We start from the raw sequence: 19,507 nt of genomic DNA, 5'->3' as shown, positions 1-19,507 counted from the left end.
AGTGAAGAATTTCTAAGAGGAATCCCCCATGTCTGAATTAAAGCAAACGCCACTGCACGCGCTGCACCTCAAGCTGGGTGCCAAAATGGTGCCTTTTGCTGGCTACGAAATGCCTGTGCAGTACCCGCTGGGGGTCAAAAAGGAGCATGAACACACTCGCCAGAAGTGCGGCCTGTTTGACGTCTCACACATGGGCCAGATTAGTGTGTCCGGCAATAATGTTGCTGAAGCGCTGGAAACCTTGATACCCGCTGATTTAGTGGAGCTTGCAAAAGGCGCTCAACGGTATGGGCTATTCACCAGCACGGAAGGCGGCATTATTGATGACCTGATGGTGGTCAACGCAGGCGATCATTTTTATCTCGTAGTGAACGCTGCTTGCAAAGATCAGGATTTAGCGCATTTGCGTTTAAATTTAGCTTCCACCCATGAGGTTGAAACATTAGATCGTGGCTTGCTGGCGCTCCAAGGGCCCCAGGCGCGAGATGTGATGCAGCGGTTGTGTCCTGAAGCGTGCGAATTAGTGTTTATGCAGCATGGCCGCTTCACTATTGCGGGGCAGGAAGTGTGGGTGAGCCGCAGTGGCTATACCGGTGAAGATGGCTTTGAAATTTCAGTCGCGGCTGATGCCTGCGAAGCCTTCGCCGAGCGGTTGCTGGCAGAACCTGAAGTAGAGGCTATTGGCTTGGGCGCACGGGATTCATTGCGTCTGGAAGCAGGGTTATGCCTCTACGGGCACGATATGGATATGCAAACGACGCCTGTTGAAGCCGGGCTGATTTGGGCGATTGGTAAACCGCGTCGCCATGGCGGCGAACGTGCAGGCGGTTTTCCAGGCGCTGACGTTATCCTGCATCAAGTTGACGCCAAAGATCATACCCGCAAGCGCGTTGGACTGTTAGCCGACGGTCGTGCGCCTGTAAGAGAGGGGGCAACACTGGTAGACGAAGCGGGCAATGAGATTGGGGTGGTGACATCGGGCAGCTTTGGACCGAGCATCGGTAAACCGGTGGCGATGGGCTATGTGACCCGTGAGCTGGAGGCACCGCAAAGCACTGTGTATGCGGTAGTGCGTGGTAAGCAGTTACCCATGGTGGTTACCACTATGCCGTTTGTTAAACCTGGCTACTATCGCGGCTAACAAAACGGCAGACACTAGCCTAAACCCCACGGCCCCTGTTTAAGCAGGGGCCGCTTGGTTTTTAACAAGTGCTTTAACCAGTGCTGTACGAAGAGCTTTAGCGCAGCACCTGCCTAGGATCGATGGGTTTACCACCCTGGCGCAGATCGAAGAGGAGATCGTAGCGCTGGGTTGCATCACTTTGGCCTACTTCGCAAAGCGCATCACCCGCGCTCACCTGCTTACCCACCTCGACCAATATGCGGTCACAAAGGGCGTATACGGTTTGAAGGTTGTCGGCATGGTGCACAATCACTACTTCGCCAAGCTGGCGCATACCATCAGCAAAACGTACTTCACCGGCGGCGACGGATTTTGCCTGGGCGCCCGCTTGTGTTGCCAGCAGCATTGGCTGGAGAGTGCCACGGCTATCTGGGCCAAAGCGGCGAACCACACGATAATCATCCAATGGCCAGGGCCAGCGTCTAGCTGAAGCGGGCAGCGCCTGACTGGGGGCACTACTGGGCGCGGCAGCGGGTCGGTTAGGGCTAGATGAACCACTACTGCTAGCAGCGGTTCGAGGCGCAGAGCCGCCAAGCGGAACGCTAACGACTTGACCTACTCGTAAGTTAGTGGGCGTGGCGCTAGGGTTGGCGCTCTGAATACGGCCGCTGGTGGTACCAAAATGGCGGGCGATACTCGAAAACGTATCGCCGGGGCGAATTTGGTAACGATAAGGACCGCCGGAAGGTGCGCGCTCTTGCTGAGTGGGGATCAATAACCGTTGGCCTACCTCTAGCCGTCGTGCATTCACACCTGGGTTAAATCGTTGTAATCGTTCTAGCGGCACATTAGCGCGGCCCGCCATTTTCCCGAGTGTGTCCCCGCGCTGTACCTGCACCCAATTGCCACTAATCTGAGTAGCACTAGGAGCCGCCGCACGCTGAGATGACGATTGAGGCGCATTGGCACAGCCGACAAGCATTCCGGCTAATAGGCAGGTGCTTAACAAGCCAATCAGTCGTGATCGGTTTTGCCGTCCAACAGGCCATCTTTTTCCCGCCAGAGTGAATTGATCCATGTGTGGAAACGTTCCTTATGCTGCTTTTCGTCGTGGTTATTAGGTGCGTACATCCACTGAGGAATATCTAGTTGCCGTGCGTGCAGCGTAATGGGCGCTTCATTACCGCACAAAAAACCCCAAAAAGTGGGGGATGGGTTGGTATAGCTAATCGTTACGTCCAGAATACCATCTAATTGACTGCCTAGCAGGCTAAGTACCTGGGCAACGCCACCTGCTTTGGGGCGCAACAAGTGGCGATAAGGGCTTTGCTGAGCATCGCGCTTGGCGACGCTAAAACGTGTGCCTTCGACAAAATTAAAAATCGCAATCGGGGTATTACGTGCCTGTTGGCACATACGCTCGGTAGACGTGCGGTCTATGGTGGCAAGTTTGGGGTTTTTAGCTATTTGTTCACGGCTAAAGCGACGCATGAAGGGAAATTCAAGTGCCCAAAAAGCCAAGCCCACGATAGGAATCCAGATTAATTGACGTTTGAGGAAAAACCGCGGCATCGGTATGCGGCGGTGTAACGCCATGAATAGCATAAAGATATCCGTCCAACTGCGGTGATTGGATATCACCAGCCACCATTGATGGGGGCTCAACTGCTCGGGAACCGTGATCGATACGTCAGGCTTAAGCCAGCGCCGCATCCACCACAGATTAAAGCCGATCCAGTTGAGTGCCACGGCATTTAAACCCAGCAGCACCTTCTGTTTCAGTCGCTGCCCGGGAACAATGAGTTTGAGTAGCGTCAACAGAATTAGAGGTACGCCCCAGAATAGCGTGTTGAGGGTTAGCAGCAGAGCGCTGACAAGCCCTTTTAAAATAGGCATACCACGTTTCCTTACCGTCAGACGAATAGCGTAATACTGAATGCTAAATGATCCTAGCCACGCTGCCCAGCAGAAACCCAGTTCGTCTCATCAACTGTCTCAACAACATAGTAAGGGGTTAGTCGCGAGGGAGCGAAGGCGCTTGAACAGTATTAAGCAGTACAGTGCGAAGCGCATGGGCGGCAACGGAAAGCTCTTGATGCGTCAAAATACCCACTCGGCAAGAGATGGCTGGGGCTGTTAGCGGTATGCACCGGGCGCCCAGCTCATGCATTTGTCGAATACACATAGAAGGCACCGCGCTCACCCCTAACCCGTCAGCAACCATTCTTCCGACGGTGGAGAGCTGGTGGCTTTCAAACGCCACAGGCAGTTCCATGTGTTGTTTCCGCAGCTCCTGTTCCAACAAGCGGCGCACCATAGAAGGGCGCTGCAGCGTGATAAAGTCGTGATTGAGTAGGGTTGGCCAAGTTAGCTGCGAGGCTTGATTTAGCGTGGAAGTTGGCGGTACCACAGCGACAAAATGATCTTCAAACAGGGGGGTGAACAGTAGGCTGCCCGCGCCTTCCGGTGAAAAAGCGATACCCATTTCCACCTGTCGAGAGCGCACCATTTCAGTGACTTCTTCATTGATCACGTCGTGCACTGTGATATTGATTTTGGGATATTGCTGGCGAAACTTAACTAACGCTGCGGGTAATAAATTACAGGCGAAAGCAGGCATGGCGGCGACGCTTAACCGGCCCAGCTGAAGCGTGAAGCGCTGGCGCAACCGCTCTTCGGTATTATCCCATTGGGCCAGCAAGTGTTTGGCCAGCGGTAGCAGCGACTCGCCTTCTGGGGTTAGCCTAACGCTCCGGGTGCTCCGGATTAACAATTTCCCCCCCAACGACTCTTCTAACCCCTTGATCGCCAAGCTGAGCGCTGGCTGGGATAAATGCAGCCGCTCACAGGCCTGGGTAAAACTGAGCGTTTGGGCGACCGCGAGAAAGGCGCGCAGCTGTTTGACGGTCATAAAGTGCCTTTTATAAGTTTTACCAATAAATTGATAAGAAAAACAAACTTAACAAATATATCATCTGGCACAACACTGGCACTATCGTAAGGGGCGGTCTATGTATTATTGACAGCCCATATCAATGACCACTCATATTTAATGACAACAACGTGAGGCACAACAATGGCAGGATTCGATAAGCGAGTATCTTCCTACAAAGAAGCGATGGAAGGCATTGAGAGCGGTATGACCGTCATTGCTGGCGGCTTTGGCCTATGTGGCATTCCCGAAAACCTGATCGCGGAAATCAAGCGCCGCGGCGTTCATGATCTCACCGTGGTTTCAAATAACTGTGGTGTGGATGGTTTTGGCTTGGGGATACTGCTTGAAGATCGTCAAATCAGTAAAATTCTGGCCTCTTACGTAGGTGAAAACGCGTTATTTGAGAAGCAAATGCTGAACGATGAAATTGAGGTGGTGTTAACGCCTCAAGGCACGTTGGCGGAAAAAATGCGCGCAGGTGGCGCGGGTATCCCTGCTTTTTACACTGCCACCGGCTACGGCACGCCGATTGGCGAAGGCAAGGAAGTACGTGTCTTCAATGACCGGCACTATATTTTAGAAGAAGCCATTATTGGTGACTTTGCCATTGTGAAAGGCTGGAAAGCGGATCGCTATGGCAATGTGATGTATCGCCATACAGCACAAAATTTTAACCCCATGGCCGCCACCGCGGGGAAAATCACCGTGGTAGAAGTTGAAGAAATTGTGGAGCCGGGTGAGCTTGAGCCTAGCCAGATCCATACGCCAGGCATTTATGTGGATCGGATTATTCAAGGCACGTTTGAAAAGCGCATTGAAAAACGCACGGTGCGTAGTTAAGTCACCGCTTTTTTAAAGACTTAAATTTCAAATATCTCACTCGCTTCCTATTTAACGATTCAACAAGAGGTAGTCACCATGGCTTTAACACGAGAACAGATGGCCCAGCGTGTCGCTCGCGAACTTCAAGATGGCTTTTACGTCAATTTGGGCATTGGTATTCCCACCCTGGTTGCCAATTACATTCCAGACGGCATTGATGTCATGCTGCAATCCGAAAACGGACTGCTGGGGATGGGCCGTTACCCCACCGAAGAAGAGCTTGATGCGGATATGATCAATGCGGGTAAAGAGACCGTGACGGCGCGCCCGGGCGCGGCGATTTTCTCTTCAGCTGAGTCCTTTGCCATGATTCGTGGTGGGCATGTGGATTTGACCGTACTGGGCGCCTTCGAGGTTGATCAACAAGGCAATATCGCCTCGTGGATGATCCCCGGCAAGCTTATCAAAGGCATGGGCGGCGCGATGGATCTGGTGGCTGGCGCTGACAATATTATTTGCACCATGACGCATGCCTCTAAACATGGTGAATCCAAACTGCTGGAAAAATGCGAGCTGCCGCTGACGGGGGCTGGTTGTATTAACCGTGTTTTGACCGATCTCGCTTATCTGGAAATCAAAGACGGTGCATTTATCCTCAAAGAGCGTGCGCCCGGCGTTAGCGTTGAAGAAATTGTCGAAAAAACAGCGGGCAAACTAATCGTGCCAGACCACGTGCCTGAAATGAGCTTTGACGCTTAATAAGGCACCCCGTCAGCTTTTAAGTCGAGTAGCATTAGAGATAGTGAGATAGTGAGTCGCTAACTGAAAGAGTTAGCGACTCATGCCATTTCACAGCGTGTGTGATGGGGTAGAAGGACGTCGGCTAGGCGCTCGTGACTATGCTCTACATGCTTTTGGACGAGCGCCAGCCCCCCTAAGCAGAGGCGATGCTCATCGCCATCGGCGAATACGGCTTTCTGCGGTGTCGTTGGGTAAAAACGATGGTCAAGCAGCGGTGACACCGTAAAAACACCGTTCTGCTGCTCTTGCAGGCTCAGCATACCTACCTCTTTGAGACGTTGATCCAAAACGGCTAACGGTTCGCCAAGCTGACCACAATCAAAGCCCGCATGGTGCAAGCGGGGCCCCCTCACTGCAAGCCATGCGGCTAGCGGATGGGCCTGCTGCAACTGCTGATAAAGTGCCCAGGAGGGCATTGGCCAGGGTCTACCGCGACAGAGTAAATTATGCCCTTTGCAATCCTGAGGATGCGATTGACGCACCAGTCCTTCAATTGCTTCTCGCGGCGCTTTAGAAAGGGTGCCTATTTGCAATTCGGCAAGCACCAGCCAGCTACTGCCATCGCTGGGGGCTAGTAAGTGCACGAGTAGGCCTTTGTCCGCCATGGCGTAGTGACTCATAGCGCGGTAGCCCATGTGGGCTAAATTGCTGCTAAGCGCGGTAGCCGAAAAAGGACCGTAGTTGAGTGTGACTAACGTTAAATATTCGGCTGCGGCCGAGAGTGGCCACAGCCTCAATGCCCCAATATCGGGGTGTGTATGTACGTAGTCTAGCCACAGCTGCTGAACAAACTCCTGACGCTGCATGGTGAACTCCTTGCCCAAAAGTGGCACACCTCGCGTGGGCCATGAGTAACTGCACAGTATAGGCAAGCAAGGCAGGCAAGGATTCAACGGGTATTAACGAGGGTTTTAACGGCAGCACAGTGCCAAACGCCAATTACTATTAAACGGCGAGGAGCTGTTTGTCGCGGACAAACTGATCAAACTCGGTAAAGCCACCGACATGAGTTTGATCCACGAACACTTGCGGTACGGTATGAATGGGTTTGCCAGCGGTCTTGGCGATATCTTCCTTAGTAACGCCTTCAGAAGGCATATCGACATAGCGGTACCCTTCAATTTTTCCGGCTTTTTCCAGATGATCTGCAAGGTGTTTAGCACGTACACAGAAGGGGCAGGACATCCGACCAAAAATAACCACAAACATAGGTGGCGCTCCTTTACGATAAGCAGAATAAGTTACAAAGTGGAACGTAACCGAGTGAAAAGTCTTTGCGGCACGATAATCTGCGCCCATTGTGGCTTAGCAACGCTTATTTCGCCAATAGCAGCTCGCTACATTGCCCATTAATGCCTGTTATCACCTGGAAAAAATCACACGTTTATGTATACGCTGACTGCTGACGAATACGCCCTTCTTGCTGAACTGGCGAAGGCCTATCGAGATGTGCATTTACCTTCCATGAAACAACAGGAGGGATGGAATCCGCGCTTAGGATTTGATGCGCTATGCTTTCAGCATCATTGTGCAGGAAATATGGTGGGCGCGTTGATTACACCCTGTGAGCTTTGGCTGGTCGTGGTGCCTGATCAATCCCATCTTACGGAACCTTTGGCAGATTCGCTGACACTTTCCTTACCTTCAGGCGCCTATCAGCTATCTCTTGAGAGCCTGCCTGGTGGCTATGAGCTCTATAAGCGCGCCATCTTGCACAATCTAGAAGAGCTCGAGAATATGCAGGAGGCTGCTAGGTTGGCGCAGCAAATGATGGCGCGTTTAATGCAACCGGTCGATGAGCCTGACGCTTAACCACGTACCGCTATACTGAAAACACCTTCTGACCACTTATGACAAGGAATTGCCCATGACTTCCTCATCCGTTTCAACGCCGCGTGTAGCGCTGGTCACCGGAACCAGCAGTGGTATCGGTGCCGCGGTTGTTAAGCACTTTTGCGAGCTAGGCCATCAAGTGCTTGCGGTCGACTTTAACCCGGCGGGAAAAGCGATAGCTGAACAGGCTGGCGCTGCCTTTTTTGAAGCTGACCTGACAGACCCAGATGCCTGCCGTGCGGCGGTAGCCGATGCGGTTAAGCGTTTTGGCGGAGTTGATATATTGGTCAATAATGCCGGTATTCAACATGTAGCTTCGATTGAGACCTTTCCCGAGGAAAAATGGCGGCAGATTATGGATCTGATGCTGACCGCTCCCTTTCTGCTCACGCAAGCGGCCTGGCCGCACATGCGCGAAAAAGGCTGGGGACGCATCGTTAACGTGGCTTCAATACATGCCCAGGTGGCCTCGCCTGGTAAAGCAGCCTACATCAGCGCCAAGCACGGGATGATTGGTCTGACCAAAACCGCAGCGTTGGAAGGGGGGGAGCAAGGGATTACCGCAAACGCTGTTTGCCCCGCCTATGTGAAAACGCCACTGGTGGATAATCAGATCGCCGATCAAGCTAAGTTGCACGGTATGGATGAGCAGGAAGTGATTGAGAAAGTCATGCTCAAACAGGCGGCGATCAAGCGCTTGATCGAGCCTGATGAGGTGGCGCAACTAGTCGCCTATCTGGTGTCCGATGCCGCCGGTGCGGTGACCGGGTCAAGCTTTAATATTGATCTAGGCTGGACAGCGCATTAAGCGTTCAGGCCTCTGCCATAAAACATTTTAGTGTGGTGGGGCTTGGACTAGCGGGCAATTAACCAACAATCTAACGCCGCACCGGGCGTTTTTGTAATTTGCGCTGCAGAGTACGGCGGTGCATGCCCAGTGCTCGGGCGGTGGCCGATATATTGCCGTCGTGCTCCTGGAGTACCTTCTGAATATGCTCCCAGGTAATGCGGTTAATTGAAGGTGGATTATCAGCCAACTCAATATCAGGGTCGCCACTTTGGCGCTCAAAGGCCGTTAGCACATCATCAGCATCTACCGGCTTGCAGAGATAATTAACTGCACCAAGCTTGATGGCCTCAACGGCAGTCGCAATGCTGGAGTAGCCTGTCAGCACCACAATGCGACACTGGGGTGAAATGGCCAGTAGCTCGGGAAGCAGCTTTAAACCTGAACTATTTTCCAATTTTAGATCAAGGGTCGCCATCGTGGGCAAGTACTGGGCGGCCATTGCCAGGGCCTGATCGGCATTATGGGCAACAATGACTTCGTAACCACGCCGCGTTAAAGCGCGATTTAGCACATGACAAAACATTTCATCGTCATCAACAATCAGCAGGCGTTGGTCTCGCGTTTGCATGTTGTCCTCAATCCATTAAAGGCGATGCTTGGGCAGCCGGGTTTAATGCGGTGCCGCGCAGCGGGGCAGCGTAACTTCCGTTAGCGTACCCCCTTCCGGGTGATTATACAGGCTTACCCCGCCTCCAAAGCGATTGATAGTGGCGTGGGTTAAAAACAACCCTATGCCCATGCCTTTGCTTTTTGTGGAGATAAACGTTTCCCCTAACTGGTCGGCAATCGACATGGCCACCCCTGGGCCATGGTCGCGTATATCAATGACTACACTCTCATCCTGCCAGTCTAAACGAATCGCAATGTGCTCAGGGTTGGCGTCGGCGGCGTTGTTCAATAGGTTCGTTAACGCTTGGTCAAGCGTGGCATCAACCGCAAGCCATGGCCTGCTACGCTTCTCGGCCACCTCGAAATGATGGCTCACATCCGGCCTTAGCACTAGCCAGCGCTGCACAACGCCTGCTAGCCAAACTTCTGCGTCAAGCACTTCAGGCTCTGCCATCCGGCGCCTATCCGCATTAGAGACTAAGTTTTGCAGCCGTGATTTGCAGACGTCCACCTGCTGGCGCAGCAGGGTAATGTCTTCATGCAGCTCAGAATCAGGTAGCGCGTCGGCCTGCATTTCCTTGAGTAGCACCGCCATGGTAGAGAGCGGCGTTCCCAATTCATGCGCTGTGCCAGCGGCTTGAGTGGCTACTGCCAATACCTGTTCATTACGCAACGCGGCTTCCCGGGTGCGGGAAAGTGCCTGGTCCCGGCTACGCAATGCGTGGGCCATTTTGTAGATAAAAAAGGTCACCAATCCTGCTGAGAGGCCAAAGTTAAGCCACATGCCCAATATGTGCAGGCTCAAGGGGCTGTCGCTATTAATATGACCCAATTGCGGGATGGGGAAGTAAGAGAACATTAAAAAGGTATAACCCGCCATAGCGCAGGCGGCAATGATCCAGGCGTGGCGCCAGGGCAGGGTGGCGGCGGCAATAGTAACCGGCACTAAGTAGTAGGTAATAAAAGGGTTGGTGGAGCCCCCGGAAAAGTAAAACAGCAGTGTAAGGCCTGCAATATCGGCCAGTAGGTGCAGTAGATACTCCAGGTGGGTAACGGCCCGTGGGCGACCCAGCCGCCACCAGGTGGCGATATTAAGTATGCCCATGGCTATCACCACGCTCACCACAGCAGTCACTGGTAAATCGAAGGCTAGCAATTCGACACCCACAATAATGGCCAGTAAAAAACCGGTCCAGGTGATGCCGCGCACGATAGTGAGCCGCACTAAATTACGGTTGGGCGTAGAGAGCGGAAGTGGTAGAGCCGTTGGCATAATGAGCTTACTTAGTCCTGGTTTTTAGGCCATGAATCACAAACTTAATAAACAACGTCATGACGTAGGTGGCCCAGCCAGCAGAGGCCAGGATATTAAATAGCAGCATTTTAGGTGGCAGCCAGGCACTGCCTAATAGGGCTTCCAACATGATGTGGAAGAACATCGCTAGCAGCAGAGGCAGGGCTAAAATATGAATCCACATATCGGTTCGCCGCTTGCGAATATGGTAGCGACCTAACAAAAAACGCAGTGGTCGATGCGCCCAGCAGAACACCACGAGAGCACCAATCACTAACAAACTGGCAAGGGTAGGCTCCGTGCTGCCCATATGGACTGACAGCGAAATTGACCAAGCCAAGCTTAGCCATAACACGCCCTCCAGACTGGCAATGACATCCGCATAACGTCGCACATTCTGCATAAACAATCGGGTCCTTAACGTTAAAGCGAGCTATCAACCCTAGTCGTTAAGACGGGTTCATTAAGAAAAGTGCCGCCATGATACGACACTTGGGCAAATGTGTGGCGCTCGAAGAGTGGATTTATCCAATCGCGCAATTGCGTATACTGTCGCTATCATTTTTCCGACATCACTCCAGTACAGGACTCGCCGTGGACACTGTAACACTGACCCGCCCCGATGATTGGCATCTTCATTTACGCGATGGTGAAGCGCTAAAGGCGGTGGTAGGCCATACCGCCGCACAGATGGGGCGTGCCATTATTATGCCTAATCTAACTCCGCCGATCACCACAACCTCCCAGGCGATTGATTACCGTCAACGTATCCTAGACGCCTTACCTGCGGGCAGTACTTTTGAGCCCTTAATGGTGCTTTACCTTACCGATACCACGCCCCCCGAAGAGATTGAACGCGCAGCACAGAGCGGCATCGTCAAAGCGGTCAAGCTTTACCCAGCGGGTGCCACTACAAATTCTGACTCAGGTGTGACCGACTTGGCCCATTGTGATGCCACGATTGCCAAGATGGTTGAAGTAGGCATGCCCCTGTTAGTGCATGGCGAGGTCACTACCGCTGAGATTGATATTTTTGATCGCGAAGCTGTGTTTATCGAAAAAGTGATGAAGCCATTGCTGGCGCGCCACCCAACGCTGAAAGTGGTGTTTGAACATATCACTACTCAGCAGGCCGCAGAGTTTGTCGCGCAAGCGCCGGACAGCGTGGCCGCTACCATTACCGCCCATCACTTACTGTTCAATCGCAATAAAATGTTGGTCGGTGGTATTCGCCCTCACTACTACTGCTTGCCGATTCTCAAGCGTGAGCAGCATCGTCAGGCGCTTTTGAAAGCAGCCACCAGCGGTAGCCACAAGTTCTTTTTGGGCACCGATAGCGCGCCTCACTCTCAGGGTGCTAAAGAGTCAAGCTGCGGCTGTGCAGGTGCTTATACCGCCCCCGCCGCCATTGAACTTTACGCTACTGCTTTCGATGAAATGAATGCCTTGGACAAACTGGAAGCCTTTGCCAGCCTTAACGGGCCGCGCTTTTATGGCCTGACGCCTAACGCTGACACCATGACGCTAGAACGACGCGAATGGCGACTGCCGGAGAGCTACTCCTATGCCCAAGGCGAGTCGATTATTCCGCTATTGGCGGGCGAATCGCTTGGATGGGCTATTAAGGCGTAGCCCTGAGATACCAGCTAGCCTTGGCTAAGCTGCTTCAGCATTTGATCGACCATGCGCGATGAGTGGTCGGCAGCTACTTCCAAAAACTCATCAAAAGAGAGGTGGTTGTCGCCACTGCCTGGAATGTCAGAGAGTGCGCGGATCACGACGAAAGGACACTGGTAGAGATAGCATGTCTGAGCAATCGCAGCGCCTTCCATCTCAACGGCCAGCATGGTGGGGAATTGGGCGCGGGTTGCTTCTACGCGAGCCGGGTCGGCCATGAAGGCGTCTCCTGTGGCGATCAGCCCTTCGCGTATGTTGACCTCACCTAATGAAGCAATGGCGTTACGGGCAATGTCTCGTAGCGCCGTGTCGGCCTGATAGGCGGCGGGCATCCCCGGTACTTGGCCCATCTCATAGCCAAATACGACGGCGTCAACATCATGATGGCGTACTTCATCAGAGATGATCACATCGCCAATCTTTAAATCGGTGGCAAATCCACCCGCCGAACCGGTATTGATAATGACATCGGGTTGGTGGCGCTCTAATAAAATAGCGGTACCCACTGCGGCGTTGACTTTGCCAATGCCTGACTGCAGCACAATCACCTCAAGGCCATAACGTGTTCCAGTATGGAATGTAAAACCCGCGTGTTCATAGCGTTCAGCATTGTCTAGCTGCGCTACTAAAGTGCTTACTTCCTGCGCCATTGCGCCAATAATACCAATACGCTTCACTGCGCCATGCTCCTGCATAAAAGGGATGAAAATGTATTAATCAGGCGTGATCTTGGGGCGTTAAATCGTGCCGTTCAGCGGCTTCAAGCGTATTTTCGAGCAGCGTTGCGACGGTCATGGGTCCCACGCCGCCCGGAACCGGGGTAATAAAGCTAGCGCGTTCAGCGGCGGCGGCGAAATCAAGGTCGCCTTTTAGCGTGCCATCTTCCTGGCGATTAATACCTACATCAATCACGACAGCTCCTGGCTTAATCCATTCCCCTTTAACGATGCCTGGCTTGCCGACGGCTACCACCACAATGTCAGCGCGGCTAACGTGGTCTTTAAGGTTCTGGGTAAAACGGTGGCATACGGTAGTGGTACAGCCCGCGAGCATCAGTTCAAGTGCCATAGGGCGGCCGACAATGTTAGAAGCGCCGACCACGGTAGCATCCAAGCCGCGTAGCGCGATGTCGCTTTGCGCCAGTAAGGTCATGATGCCTTTAGGGGTGCAAGGGCGTAGCGCAGGCATGCGCTGTGCTAAGCGACCAATGTTGTAAGGATGAAAACCATCAACATCTTTATCAGGACGAATACGCTCTAAAATAGGGCCGGCATCTAAGTGCTTGGGTAGTGGCAGTTGAACCAGTATTCCGTCTACGGCCGGGTCGCTATTGAGCTGATCAACCAGCGTTTCTAAGTCATGCTGAGAGGTCGCAGTGGGCAGAGTATGCTGGAAGGAAAGAATGCCTGCCTGTTCGCAGGCGCGGTGCTTATTACTGACGTAAACGTGAGAGGCGGGATCATCTCCTACCACAACTACGGCTAGGCCCGGTGCTCGTGCGCCTGCATCTTTACGTGCGGCAACCTTCTCGGCAACCTGTTGGCGAACAGTAGCAGCGATGGCTTTGCCATCGATTAGTTGGGCAGTCATGTAGAGAAATCCCTGTGGACGTGGAAAAGGGCTAGGCGGTGTCTCGAAGCCTTTTGACGTAATGGCTTTTAAGACAGTACCTAGTGCTGCTAGCGCAGTTGGCTACGCTTTCTAAGGCGGTAATTTTCGCACGCTAGGGCATCCAGGCAAAGCGCCTTCACGAACAATCACTTTAATGGTTGACTTTAAAATTAAAAATAGTAATATATGCCTCGCTTGAGACGGACCAAGCGGTAGCGTCTAGGGTGATGAAAAATCGGGATGTAGCGCAGTCTGGTAGCGCGCCTGCTTTGGGAGCAGGATGTCGGGGGTTCGAATCCCTCCATCCCGACCACACCTAAACGTGAAAGGTAGTAGCTTGCTTTTTCAAGCTTTGGTTGTGGTCTAGTGCTCATCAGTATTCGTTATTTCTGAATGCTTTTTGTGCGCCCATAGCTCAACCGGATAGAGCAACGGCCTTCTAAGCCGTAGGTTGCGGGTTCGATTCCTGCTGGGCGTGCCACCTAATTTCAGTGGTAACAACCCGTCAGAGAATCATTCTTCAAGCATGTAATACTTGTTTCTACGTAAGATTGTCTATGGTGGGTGTAGCTCAGGGGTAGAGCCCCGGATTGTGACTCCGGTGGTCGTGGGTTCAAATCCCATCATCCACCCCAGTGACAATGTTTACGTTTCCAGTTTTAGGTTGTGGTGGGTGTAGCTCAGTGGTAGAGCCCCGGATTGTGACTCCGGTGGTCGTGGGTTCAAGTCCCATCATCCACCCCATTACCCGCATGTACTCTTCTTGTTATCTCCTCCTGTTTTTAGTTTCTATTTTTCGGTTTTTATGCCCTTTATTGGGTTTTTTTGTTTTCGCCTTTTAAGCGCTCTCGTTTTTCTAACGAGGCATCACTCGAATACGGTTGCCGGCCATATTGGTAAGCGGTTCAGGCATTCCTAATAAATACCCCTGCGCATAATCAATCCCTATCTGATGCAGTGTGTCCAGCGTAGCCTGGGTTTCAACAAACTCTGCGATCGTCTTGATCCCCAGTGCCTTACCCACCGAGTGAATTGCCTCCACCATTGCCCGGTCAATCGGGTCTTGATGCACATTGCGGATGAAGTTACCGTCAATTTTTAGATAATCAACGGGTAGCTGTTTCAAATAACTGAACGAGGAGAGTCCGGTACCAAAGTCATCAAGAGCAAAACGGCAGCCATAAACTCTCAAGGTATTAATGAGTGTCTTTACGCTGGATAGCTGGGCGATCGCGGTACTTTCAGTAATTTCAAAACAGAGCGTGCCGTGGGGTAGGTCTGCTGTAGAGACCTTGGTAATCAGATCCTGACAAAAATCAGCATCGGACAGCGAAGCCCCTGATAAATTGATACCCCACAGGCTATATGTTGGTGGAGAGGATTGGCGATTTTGATCTCCTAGCCATGCCAGGGTATTACGAATTACCCAACGATCAATGCGCACCATAAAGTGATAGCGCTCAGCGGCAGGTAAAAAGCTTCCAGGGGCGATAAGTTCACCATGCTCTTCCAGGCGGAGCAAAATCTCACGATAAGCGGGAGCGTCACCGTATATAGCTTTAATCGGCTGGGCAAAAAGTCGAAAGGCATCGTTATCAAGACCATTTTGCAAGCGCTGAACCCACTGCAGTTCACCATGCCTCTCTAGTAACAAATGGTCATCGGGTTGATAGCAGTGGATGCGATTGCGTCCCGCCTCCTTTGCGGCGTAGCAAGCTGCGTCAGAAGCGTGAAGTGCTTGACTAAGCTGCATGGGTTGAGCAGCGTTGAGTTCAACCAAGCCAATGCTAACCCCAATCCCAAAGGTGTGCTCTTGCCAGGCAAATCGGTAATTTTCGATATCGCTGCGCAGAGCTTCGGTAATGACAAGCGCTCTATCAAGACCGCAGTCGGGTAGCAGCAGGGCAAACTCATCACCACCCAGGCGAGCGGCAATATCGCTACTGCGCACATGGGATTTCAGCTTTAATGACACTTGCCGTAACAGCTCGTCACCCGCTAGATGGCCGCAGGTATCGTTGACTATTTTGAACTGATCAAGATCGAGGTAGCAGAGGACATGTTGGCCATCATCGCGATTAAGCAACGCGTTAAGCGCTGATTCAAATGCACGCCGATTGAGTAAGTCGGTTAGATTATCGTGACTTACTTGGTAACTCAGTTGTTCTGTCAGTTGGCGAGTGAGGCTTACATCTTGAAAGACAACGACTGCCCCTAGAGTGATACCGCTGCGAGAGCGTATCGGTGAGGCACTGTGTTGGATGGGTGTGTACGATTGGTCACACTTTACCAGTAGGCAATGCTCAGTGGAGTGCACGGAAGTTAATTGCGTTAGCACTTGCCGGGCTGGGTTGCTGAGCAGTTCGCCACTGGCTTCCTCGAGTAATTGATATACCACATGAATGGGTTTATCCATTGCCTCTTTGAGTGACCAGCCGGTTAAGCGTTGCGCTTCTGTGTTGAGAAACGTGACGTTGCCGCTGGCATCGCAGGTGATAACGCCATCACCTATAGAAGCCAGCGTCGTGCGGGCAAGATCACGCTCCCGGTTTAACTGCTCTTGGAGCTGTCTGCGCTCAGTAATATCGCGCACCATTCCAGAACGCTCTGATGCAGAGCCGCTAGCGCCTTCGCTAACCTGAATTTCCAAATAGCGAATACGCTTGTCATCGCAGCGTCGTTTAATTTCATGCCGCGCCCCAGGGGTTAACGTAAAGCCAGGCAACAGATGTGAGACGGGTTGACCCATAAGGCTGGCTGCATTGATGTTGAAAAGCTGCTCTGCTCCAGGGTTAAGGCTGGTTAAGGTCCCGTCTGCTTGCCAAGTGATCACTCCATCGCGCAGGTTCCGCAGCATGACGCGAGTGTGACCAACGGCGGTTTCAAGAGCCGCCGTTACCCGGTTATAGCTGGCCGCTATTTCACCCACTTCGGTAAACGGGTCGGCTTCAATGCGTTGGCGTATATCGCCCTGTTGTTCATGCTGGCGCATATGTTCGAGCAGTTGGTTCAGCTCGTTGTTGGCGCCATGCTCGGCTAAATTGAGGCCCATTTTTTCTGCGTCAGGTGAGACGCGTAAGGGCAGGAAGCGCCGGGTGATGCGAAAAATCAGCCATGCGCTGCCAAAACTCCAAACACCGCAAACGACAACGCCAAGTAGCTGAATGCCGAATTGAGCGGGTCGGGACAGGCCGCTATCCAGTTGTGCCATATCCGCCACCCAGGGGAGTGCGAGCGTGCCCCAAATGCCGGATATCAAATGGGCAGGTATGGCGCCCACGGCATCATCGATACGCTTACTTAGCAGCCATTCGCTGGTCAGTACCATTAGCACGCCGCTAACCGCCCCCAAGCCAAATGCCGCCGGGAGCGAGATCACATGCGCGCTGGCGGTGACGGCGACTAGGCCTGCAATGGCGCCATTAATTGCGTACATCACATCGGCGTAACGACGTGTTCGCATTCCCATGAGCATACCGGAGAGAATGCCGCCCACGGCTCCAAGCACGGTATTAGCCAATATGCCTGGTATCTGGTCGGTAACCGCCAGCGTGCTACCGCCGTTAAAGCCAAACCAACCTAATATCATAAATAGCGCGCCAAGCATCGCGAGTGGAAGGTTGCCAGAGGGAAAAGCGGTAGGAGGCTTGCCGTTTGCGAAACGACCGCTGCGTGGGCCGATGCAGAGTACCGCTGCCAGGGCTACCCAGCCGCCTACACTGTGAACCACTGTGGAGCCAGCAAAATCAACAAACCCCAGAGCCCCTAGCCAGCCTGCGGCACCACCTAATAGCCCACCCCAAGCCCAGTGTCCGAATACGGGGTAGATAATTAACGCGATCCATAGCGCCGTCCAAATATACGCTAAAAAGGGCATGCGTTCCGCCACTGCACCCGACACAATGGTGGCGGCGGTCGCGCAGAACATTGTCTGGAAGATGAACACCGTGATCACCCAGCTACCCGAAGCATCTAACTGCCAGCCGAATAACGTCGTGCCTACAGCGCCGCCCAACGAATCACCAAACATGATGCCGAATCCGATGAGCCAAAAAACACTGACGGCAATCGCAAAGTCCGCTACGTTTTTCATAGCGACATTAATCGCGTTCTTGGTACGCGTTGTGCCAGCCTCTAAGCATAGAAAGCCAGCTTGCATCACAAATACCAGAGCGGCTGCCCAGAGTACCCAGAGCGTATCGATCAGCGAGCTATCCAGATTTAGCGTTGCAGGCATGGTGTTTTCCTTTATCACGAGTGCGAGGGCATCTTTTGGTGCGAACGCTTCTTTTTAGTGCGTTATGTGTTTTGCGCTGGGAAGGGAGAGGCCGTTACGGCGGCGTCAATCGCATACCTTTCAGGTTGCCTAATAGAAACTAAGCAATTGTTATGCCGCTAATAGTTTTGTCATCCTTTTTAGCTCTTTATGCAGCATTAATTACTTATTTCAAGCTTTAAAACAGCGGTTTCTACTATATTAATGCGGTTGATTTGGTGATATTTTTCAAATAGTTATTACTTGTCAATAATAGTGCTGAATCGACAGCGGGGGGAGTGCATCAACATGGGACGTCAAACGGTAGTTTTAGGAGCAGGGATGGTAGGTGTCAGCATTGCTTGGCATCTGCAACAACGCGGTCATGAGGTCACCGTGGTAGACCGTCTTCAGCCTGGCCGAGAAACCTCGTTTGGCAATGCAGGCATTATTCAGCGAGAAGCCGTTAGGCCTTACCCCTTTCCACGGGATGTCAAAACGCTCCTGAGCGTGTTGCCTAACCGACGGGTTGATATTCGCTATCGTCCTGCGGGTATGGTGAATGCCGCTTCCCCACTGTTGCGCTACTGGATGAACTCAGCACCGAAGGCTTACCAGAAAATCGTGCCGGAATACGCGTCTTTGATTCAGCAGTCACTGAAGACCCACGGCCCGATGATTGAGGCTGCCGGGGCGGAACACTTAGTGCGCAGGCAGGGATGGCTTGAGCTTTACCGTACCCCTGAAAAGTTGGCCGCACGGTTAAAAGATGCTGAAGAGGCGCGCCGTCTTTATGGTGTTCAATTTGAGCAACTGGATCGGGCTGCGCTGATGGAGAAAGAGCCTTCCCTTAGCGAACATATTATCGGCGCGATTCATTGGCTCGACCCCTGGACCGTGGCCGACCCAGGCGCGCTGGTCGCGGCTTATGCCCAAGCATTCAGCAATGATGGCGGACGCATTCTGCAGGCGGACATCACCTCTGTTCAGCAGGTGGGTGGCCGGTGGCAGGTAAGCACCGCCGCCGAAACGTTAGAAGCAGACGACGTCGTGGTGGCGCTAGGGCCTTGGGCGGGTAGCTGGCTGAAGGAGCTTGGTTACCATTTCCCTACCTTTGTGAAGCGTGGCTATCACATGCACTACGCCCCGCAAGCAGAGGCCAAGCTAAATTACTGGGTCATGGATGCCGAAATTGGCTACCTGCTGGCGCCGATGAATGCGGGTATCCGCTTGACTACCGGGGCAGAGTTAGACCGTCTTGATGCCCCCGCCGACGTTAACCAACTGGGTGCGGCAGAGAAAGTGGCTCGCAGTGTGTTTCCATTAGGGGAGCGCCGCGATGAAGCCCCCTGGAAAGGTGCGCGGCCGTGCCTGCCCGATATGAAACCGGTGATTGGCCCAGCGCCACGCCATTCTGGCCTATGGCTTGCTTTTGGTCACGGTCATCAAGGGTTTACGTTAGGGCCCGCTACCGGCCACTTGTTGGCGGATATGATGGAAGGGCAGCCAACGGCTATCGATATGGCGCCATTTCGCGCTGACAGGTTTTAAATAGACCTATCACTATTAATGCTTAGGCAGACTAAGCCGATAAGGTTATAAAAACGCTGACTTGTTCAGCGTTTTTTTTGGTCTTTTTCAAGGGCGTCACGTTTGACACCACCCGCGACAACAGCCGCCTCCAAGCGTTACAATTG

18 protein-coding genes and 4 tRNA genes are annotated in these 19,507 nt (G+C 52.8%); 11 read left to right on the top strand and 11 right to left on the bottom strand.

Features of this window, described 5'->3' with window-relative positions; genetic code table 11:
* The first annotated feature begins 28 nt into the window (after positions 1 to 28).
* A complete protein-coding gene (gene gcvT / locus KO116_RS11420) occupies positions 29 to 1,141 on the top strand; it encodes a glycine cleavage system aminomethyltransferase GcvT (protein WP_035558356.1) in 1,113 nt (370 codons plus the stop codon).
* A gap of 97 nt (positions 1,142 to 1,238) precedes the next feature.
* On the opposite strand, the gene KO116_RS11415 is transcribed toward gcvT, so the two are convergent.
* From KO116_RS11415 to KO116_RS11405, 3 genes are all read right to left on the bottom strand, one after another.
* Positions 1,239 to 2,105: a LysM peptidoglycan-binding domain-containing protein gene (locus tag KO116_RS11415; RefSeq protein WP_045812120.1), complete on the bottom strand. Its 867-nt coding sequence runs from the start codon at positions 2,103 to 2,105 to the stop codon at positions 1,239 to 1,241.
* 32 nt (positions 2,106 to 2,137) lie between these two features.
* Positions 2,138 to 3,019, bottom strand: coding sequence for an acyltransferase (locus KO116_RS11410; protein WP_035558353.1), 882 nt, complete (start codon positions 3,017 to 3,019; stop codon positions 2,138 to 2,140).
* A gap of 118 nt (positions 3,020 to 3,137) precedes the next feature.
* A complete protein-coding gene (locus KO116_RS11405; RefSeq protein ID WP_035558350.1) occupies positions 3,138 to 4,034 on the bottom strand; it encodes a LysR family transcriptional regulator in 897 nt (298 codons plus the stop codon).
* A gap of 165 nt (positions 4,035 to 4,199) precedes the next feature.
* Between KO116_RS11405 and KO116_RS11400 the strand changes: the two genes are divergently transcribed.
* The gene (locus KO116_RS11400) at positions 4,200 to 4,898 is read left to right on the top strand and encodes a CoA transferase subunit A (RefSeq protein WP_035558347.1); all 699 of its coding nucleotides are present in this window, start codon (positions 4,200 to 4,202) and stop codon (positions 4,896 to 4,898) included.
* Between the two features lie 78 nt (positions 4,899 to 4,976).
* A complete protein-coding gene (locus tag KO116_RS11395; protein ID WP_035558343.1) occupies positions 4,977 to 5,639 on the top strand; it encodes a CoA transferase subunit B in 663 nt (220 codons plus the stop codon).
* A gap of 80 nt (positions 5,640 to 5,719) precedes the next feature.
* On the opposite strand, the gene KO116_RS11390 is transcribed toward KO116_RS11395, so the two are convergent.
* Together KO116_RS11390 and KO116_RS11385 are read right to left on the bottom strand one after the other, a co-directional pair.
* The gene (locus tag KO116_RS11390) at positions 5,720 to 6,487 is read right to left on the bottom strand and encodes a hypothetical protein (RefSeq protein WP_035558339.1); all 768 of its coding nucleotides are present in this window, start codon (positions 6,485 to 6,487) and stop codon (positions 5,720 to 5,722) included.
* A 139-nt stretch (positions 6,488 to 6,626) separates the two neighbouring features.
* A complete protein-coding gene (locus KO116_RS11385) occupies positions 6,627 to 6,890 on the bottom strand; it encodes a GrxA family glutaredoxin (protein WP_035558335.1) in 264 nt (87 codons plus the stop codon).
* A gap of 177 nt (positions 6,891 to 7,067) precedes the next feature.
* Here KO116_RS11385 and hybE point away from each other — a divergent pair, with 177 nt between their 5' ends.
* A complete protein-coding gene (gene hybE, locus KO116_RS11380) occupies positions 7,068 to 7,493 on the top strand; it encodes a [NiFe]-hydrogenase assembly chaperone HybE (RefSeq protein WP_035558332.1) in 426 nt (141 codons plus the stop codon).
* Between the two features lie 55 nt (positions 7,494 to 7,548).
* Positions 7,549 to 8,322 (top strand): 3-hydroxybutyrate dehydrogenase, encoded by a 774-nt coding sequence (locus KO116_RS11375; protein ID WP_035558329.1) that lies wholly within the window; start codon positions 7,549 to 7,551, stop codon positions 8,320 to 8,322.
* Positions 8,323 to 8,392: 70 nt separating this feature from the next.
* Here KO116_RS11375 and KO116_RS11370 read toward each other — a convergent pair whose 3' ends face one another.
* Genes KO116_RS11370 through KO116_RS11360 form a run of 3 tightly spaced genes read right to left on the bottom strand, consistent with a single transcriptional unit; the run spans position 8,393 to position 10,670 of the window.
* Positions 8,393 to 8,932, bottom strand: a complete 540-nt coding sequence (locus KO116_RS11370; protein WP_035558327.1) for a response regulator transcription factor — start codon at positions 8,930 to 8,932, stop codon at positions 8,393 to 8,395.
* Between the two features lie 42 nt (positions 8,933 to 8,974).
* Positions 8,975 to 10,246 (bottom strand): ATP-binding protein, encoded by a 1,272-nt coding sequence (locus tag KO116_RS11365; RefSeq protein WP_035558324.1) that lies wholly within the window; start codon positions 10,244 to 10,246, stop codon positions 8,975 to 8,977.
* Positions 10,247 to 10,253: 7 nt separating this feature from the next.
* Positions 10,254 to 10,670, bottom strand: coding sequence for a hypothetical protein (locus KO116_RS11360; protein WP_035558320.1), 417 nt, complete (start codon positions 10,668 to 10,670; stop codon positions 10,254 to 10,256).
* Positions 10,671 to 10,861: 191 nt separating this feature from the next.
* On the opposite strand from KO116_RS11360, the gene pyrC reads away from it, so the two are divergent.
* The gene (pyrC, locus tag KO116_RS11355; RefSeq protein WP_035558317.1) at positions 10,862 to 11,899 is read left to right on the top strand and encodes a dihydroorotase; all 1,038 of its coding nucleotides are present in this window, start codon (positions 10,862 to 10,864) and stop codon (positions 11,897 to 11,899) included.
* 14 nt (positions 11,900 to 11,913) lie between these two features.
* Here the strand turns inward: pyrC and mtnN are convergent, their stop codons facing one another.
* Together mtnN and folD are read right to left on the bottom strand one after the other, a co-directional pair.
* The gene (gene mtnN, locus KO116_RS11350; protein ID WP_035558314.1) at positions 11,914 to 12,621 is read right to left on the bottom strand and encodes a 5'-methylthioadenosine/S-adenosylhomocysteine nucleosidase; all 708 of its coding nucleotides are present in this window, start codon (positions 12,619 to 12,621) and stop codon (positions 11,914 to 11,916) included.
* A gap of 40 nt (positions 12,622 to 12,661) precedes the next feature.
* Positions 12,662 to 13,534 carry a bifunctional methylenetetrahydrofolate dehydrogenase/methenyltetrahydrofolate cyclohydrolase FolD gene (folD, locus tag KO116_RS11345; RefSeq protein WP_035558312.1) on the bottom strand — a complete coding sequence of 291 codons (873 nt, stop codon included), beginning with the start codon at positions 13,532 to 13,534 and terminating at the stop codon, positions 12,662 to 12,664.
* Between the two features lie 257 nt (positions 13,535 to 13,791).
* Here folD and KO116_RS11340 point away from each other — a divergent pair.
* The 4 genes from KO116_RS11340 to KO116_RS11325 all read left to right on the top strand — a co-directional run bounded on the left by KO116_RS11340 (position 13,792) and on the right by KO116_RS11325 (position 14,299).
* A tRNA-Pro gene (locus tag KO116_RS11340) sits at positions 13,792 to 13,868 on the top strand.
* 91 nt (positions 13,869 to 13,959) lie between these two features.
* Positions 13,960 to 14,036 (top strand) — tRNA-Arg (locus KO116_RS11335).
* Between the two features lie 79 nt (positions 14,037 to 14,115).
* Positions 14,116 to 14,190 (top strand) — tRNA-His (locus KO116_RS11330).
* A 34-nt stretch (positions 14,191 to 14,224) separates the two neighbouring features.
* Positions 14,225 to 14,299: transfer RNA gene (locus KO116_RS11325), tRNA-His, on the top strand.
* Positions 14,300 to 14,411: 112 nt separating this feature from the next.
* Here the strand turns inward: KO116_RS11325 and amt are convergent.
* Entirely contained in the window at positions 14,412 to 17,792 is a 3,381-nt protein-coding gene (gene amt / locus KO116_RS11320; RefSeq protein ID WP_035558310.1) for an ammonium transporter, read from the bottom strand.
* A 327-nt stretch (positions 17,793 to 18,119) separates the two neighbouring features.
* On the opposite strand from amt, the gene KO116_RS11315 reads away from it, so the two are divergent.
* On the top strand, positions 18,120 to 19,361 hold the full coding sequence (locus KO116_RS11315) for an NAD(P)/FAD-dependent oxidoreductase (RefSeq protein WP_035558307.1): 1,242 nt from the start codon (positions 18,120 to 18,122) through the stop codon (positions 19,359 to 19,361).
* Positions 19,362 to 19,507 lie beyond the last annotated feature (146 nt).

The organism is Halomonas sp. KO116, from assembly GCF_000734975.2.
Lineage (GTDB): Bacteria > Pseudomonadota > Gammaproteobacteria > Pseudomonadales > Halomonadaceae > Vreelandella > Vreelandella glaciei.
The sequence above is the reverse complement of the archived record's forward strand: the minus strand, read 5'-3'. Positions and strand labels throughout refer to the sequence as shown.

What these genes read in the sequence shown, in the direction of transcription:
- amt (WP_035558310.1), bottom strand. Translation starts at nt 17,792, where the DNA reads ATGCCTGCAACGCTAAATCTGGATAGCTCGCTGATCGATACGCTCTGG.
- KO116_RS11415 (WP_045812120.1), bottom strand. Translation starts at nt 2,105, where the DNA reads ATGCTTGTCGGCTGTGCCAATGCGCCTCAATCGTCATCTCAGCGTGCG.
- KO116_RS11395 (WP_035558343.1), top strand. Translation starts at nt 4,977, where the DNA reads ATGGCTTTAACACGAGAACAGATGGCCCAGCGTGTCGCTCGCGAACTT.
- KO116_RS11390 (WP_035558339.1), bottom strand. Translation starts at nt 6,487, where the DNA reads ATGCAGCGTCAGGAGTTTGTTCAGCAGCTGTGGCTAGACTACGTACAT.
- folD (WP_035558312.1), bottom strand. Translation starts at nt 13,534, where the DNA reads ATGACTGCCCAACTAATCGATGGCAAAGCCATCGCTGCTACTGTTCGC.
- KO116_RS11365 (WP_035558324.1), bottom strand. Translation starts at nt 10,246, where the DNA reads ATGCCAACGGCTCTACCACTTCCGCTCTCTACGCCCAACCGTAATTTA.
- hybE (WP_035558332.1), top strand. Translation starts at nt 7,068, where the DNA reads ATGTATACGCTGACTGCTGACGAATACGCCCTTCTTGCTGAACTGGCG.
- KO116_RS11400 (WP_035558347.1), top strand. Translation starts at nt 4,200, where the DNA reads ATGGCAGGATTCGATAAGCGAGTATCTTCCTACAAAGAAGCGATGGAA.
- KO116_RS11370 (WP_035558327.1), bottom strand. Translation starts at nt 8,932, where the DNA reads ATGCAAACGCGAGACCAACGCCTGCTGATTGTTGATGACGATGAAATG.
- KO116_RS11375 (WP_035558329.1), top strand. Translation starts at nt 7,549, where the DNA reads ATGACTTCCTCATCCGTTTCAACGCCGCGTGTAGCGCTGGTCACCGGA.
- KO116_RS11385 (WP_035558335.1), bottom strand. Translation starts at nt 6,890, where the DNA reads ATGTTTGTGGTTATTTTTGGTCGGATGTCCTGCCCCTTCTGTGTACGT.
- gcvT (WP_035558356.1), top strand. Translation starts at nt 29, where the DNA reads ATGTCTGAATTAAAGCAAACGCCACTGCACGCGCTGCACCTCAAGCTG.
- KO116_RS11405 (WP_035558350.1), bottom strand. Translation starts at nt 4,034, where the DNA reads ATGACCGTCAAACAGCTGCGCGCCTTTCTCGCGGTCGCCCAAACGCTC.
- KO116_RS11360 (WP_035558320.1), bottom strand. Translation starts at nt 10,670, where the DNA reads ATGCAGAATGTGCGACGTTATGCGGATGTCATTGCCAGTCTGGAGGGC.
- KO116_RS11410 (WP_035558353.1), bottom strand. Translation starts at nt 3,019, where the DNA reads ATGCCTATTTTAAAAGGGCTTGTCAGCGCTCTGCTGCTAACCCTCAAC.
- KO116_RS11315 (WP_035558307.1), top strand. Translation starts at nt 18,120, where the DNA reads ATGGGACGTCAAACGGTAGTTTTAGGAGCAGGGATGGTAGGTGTCAGC.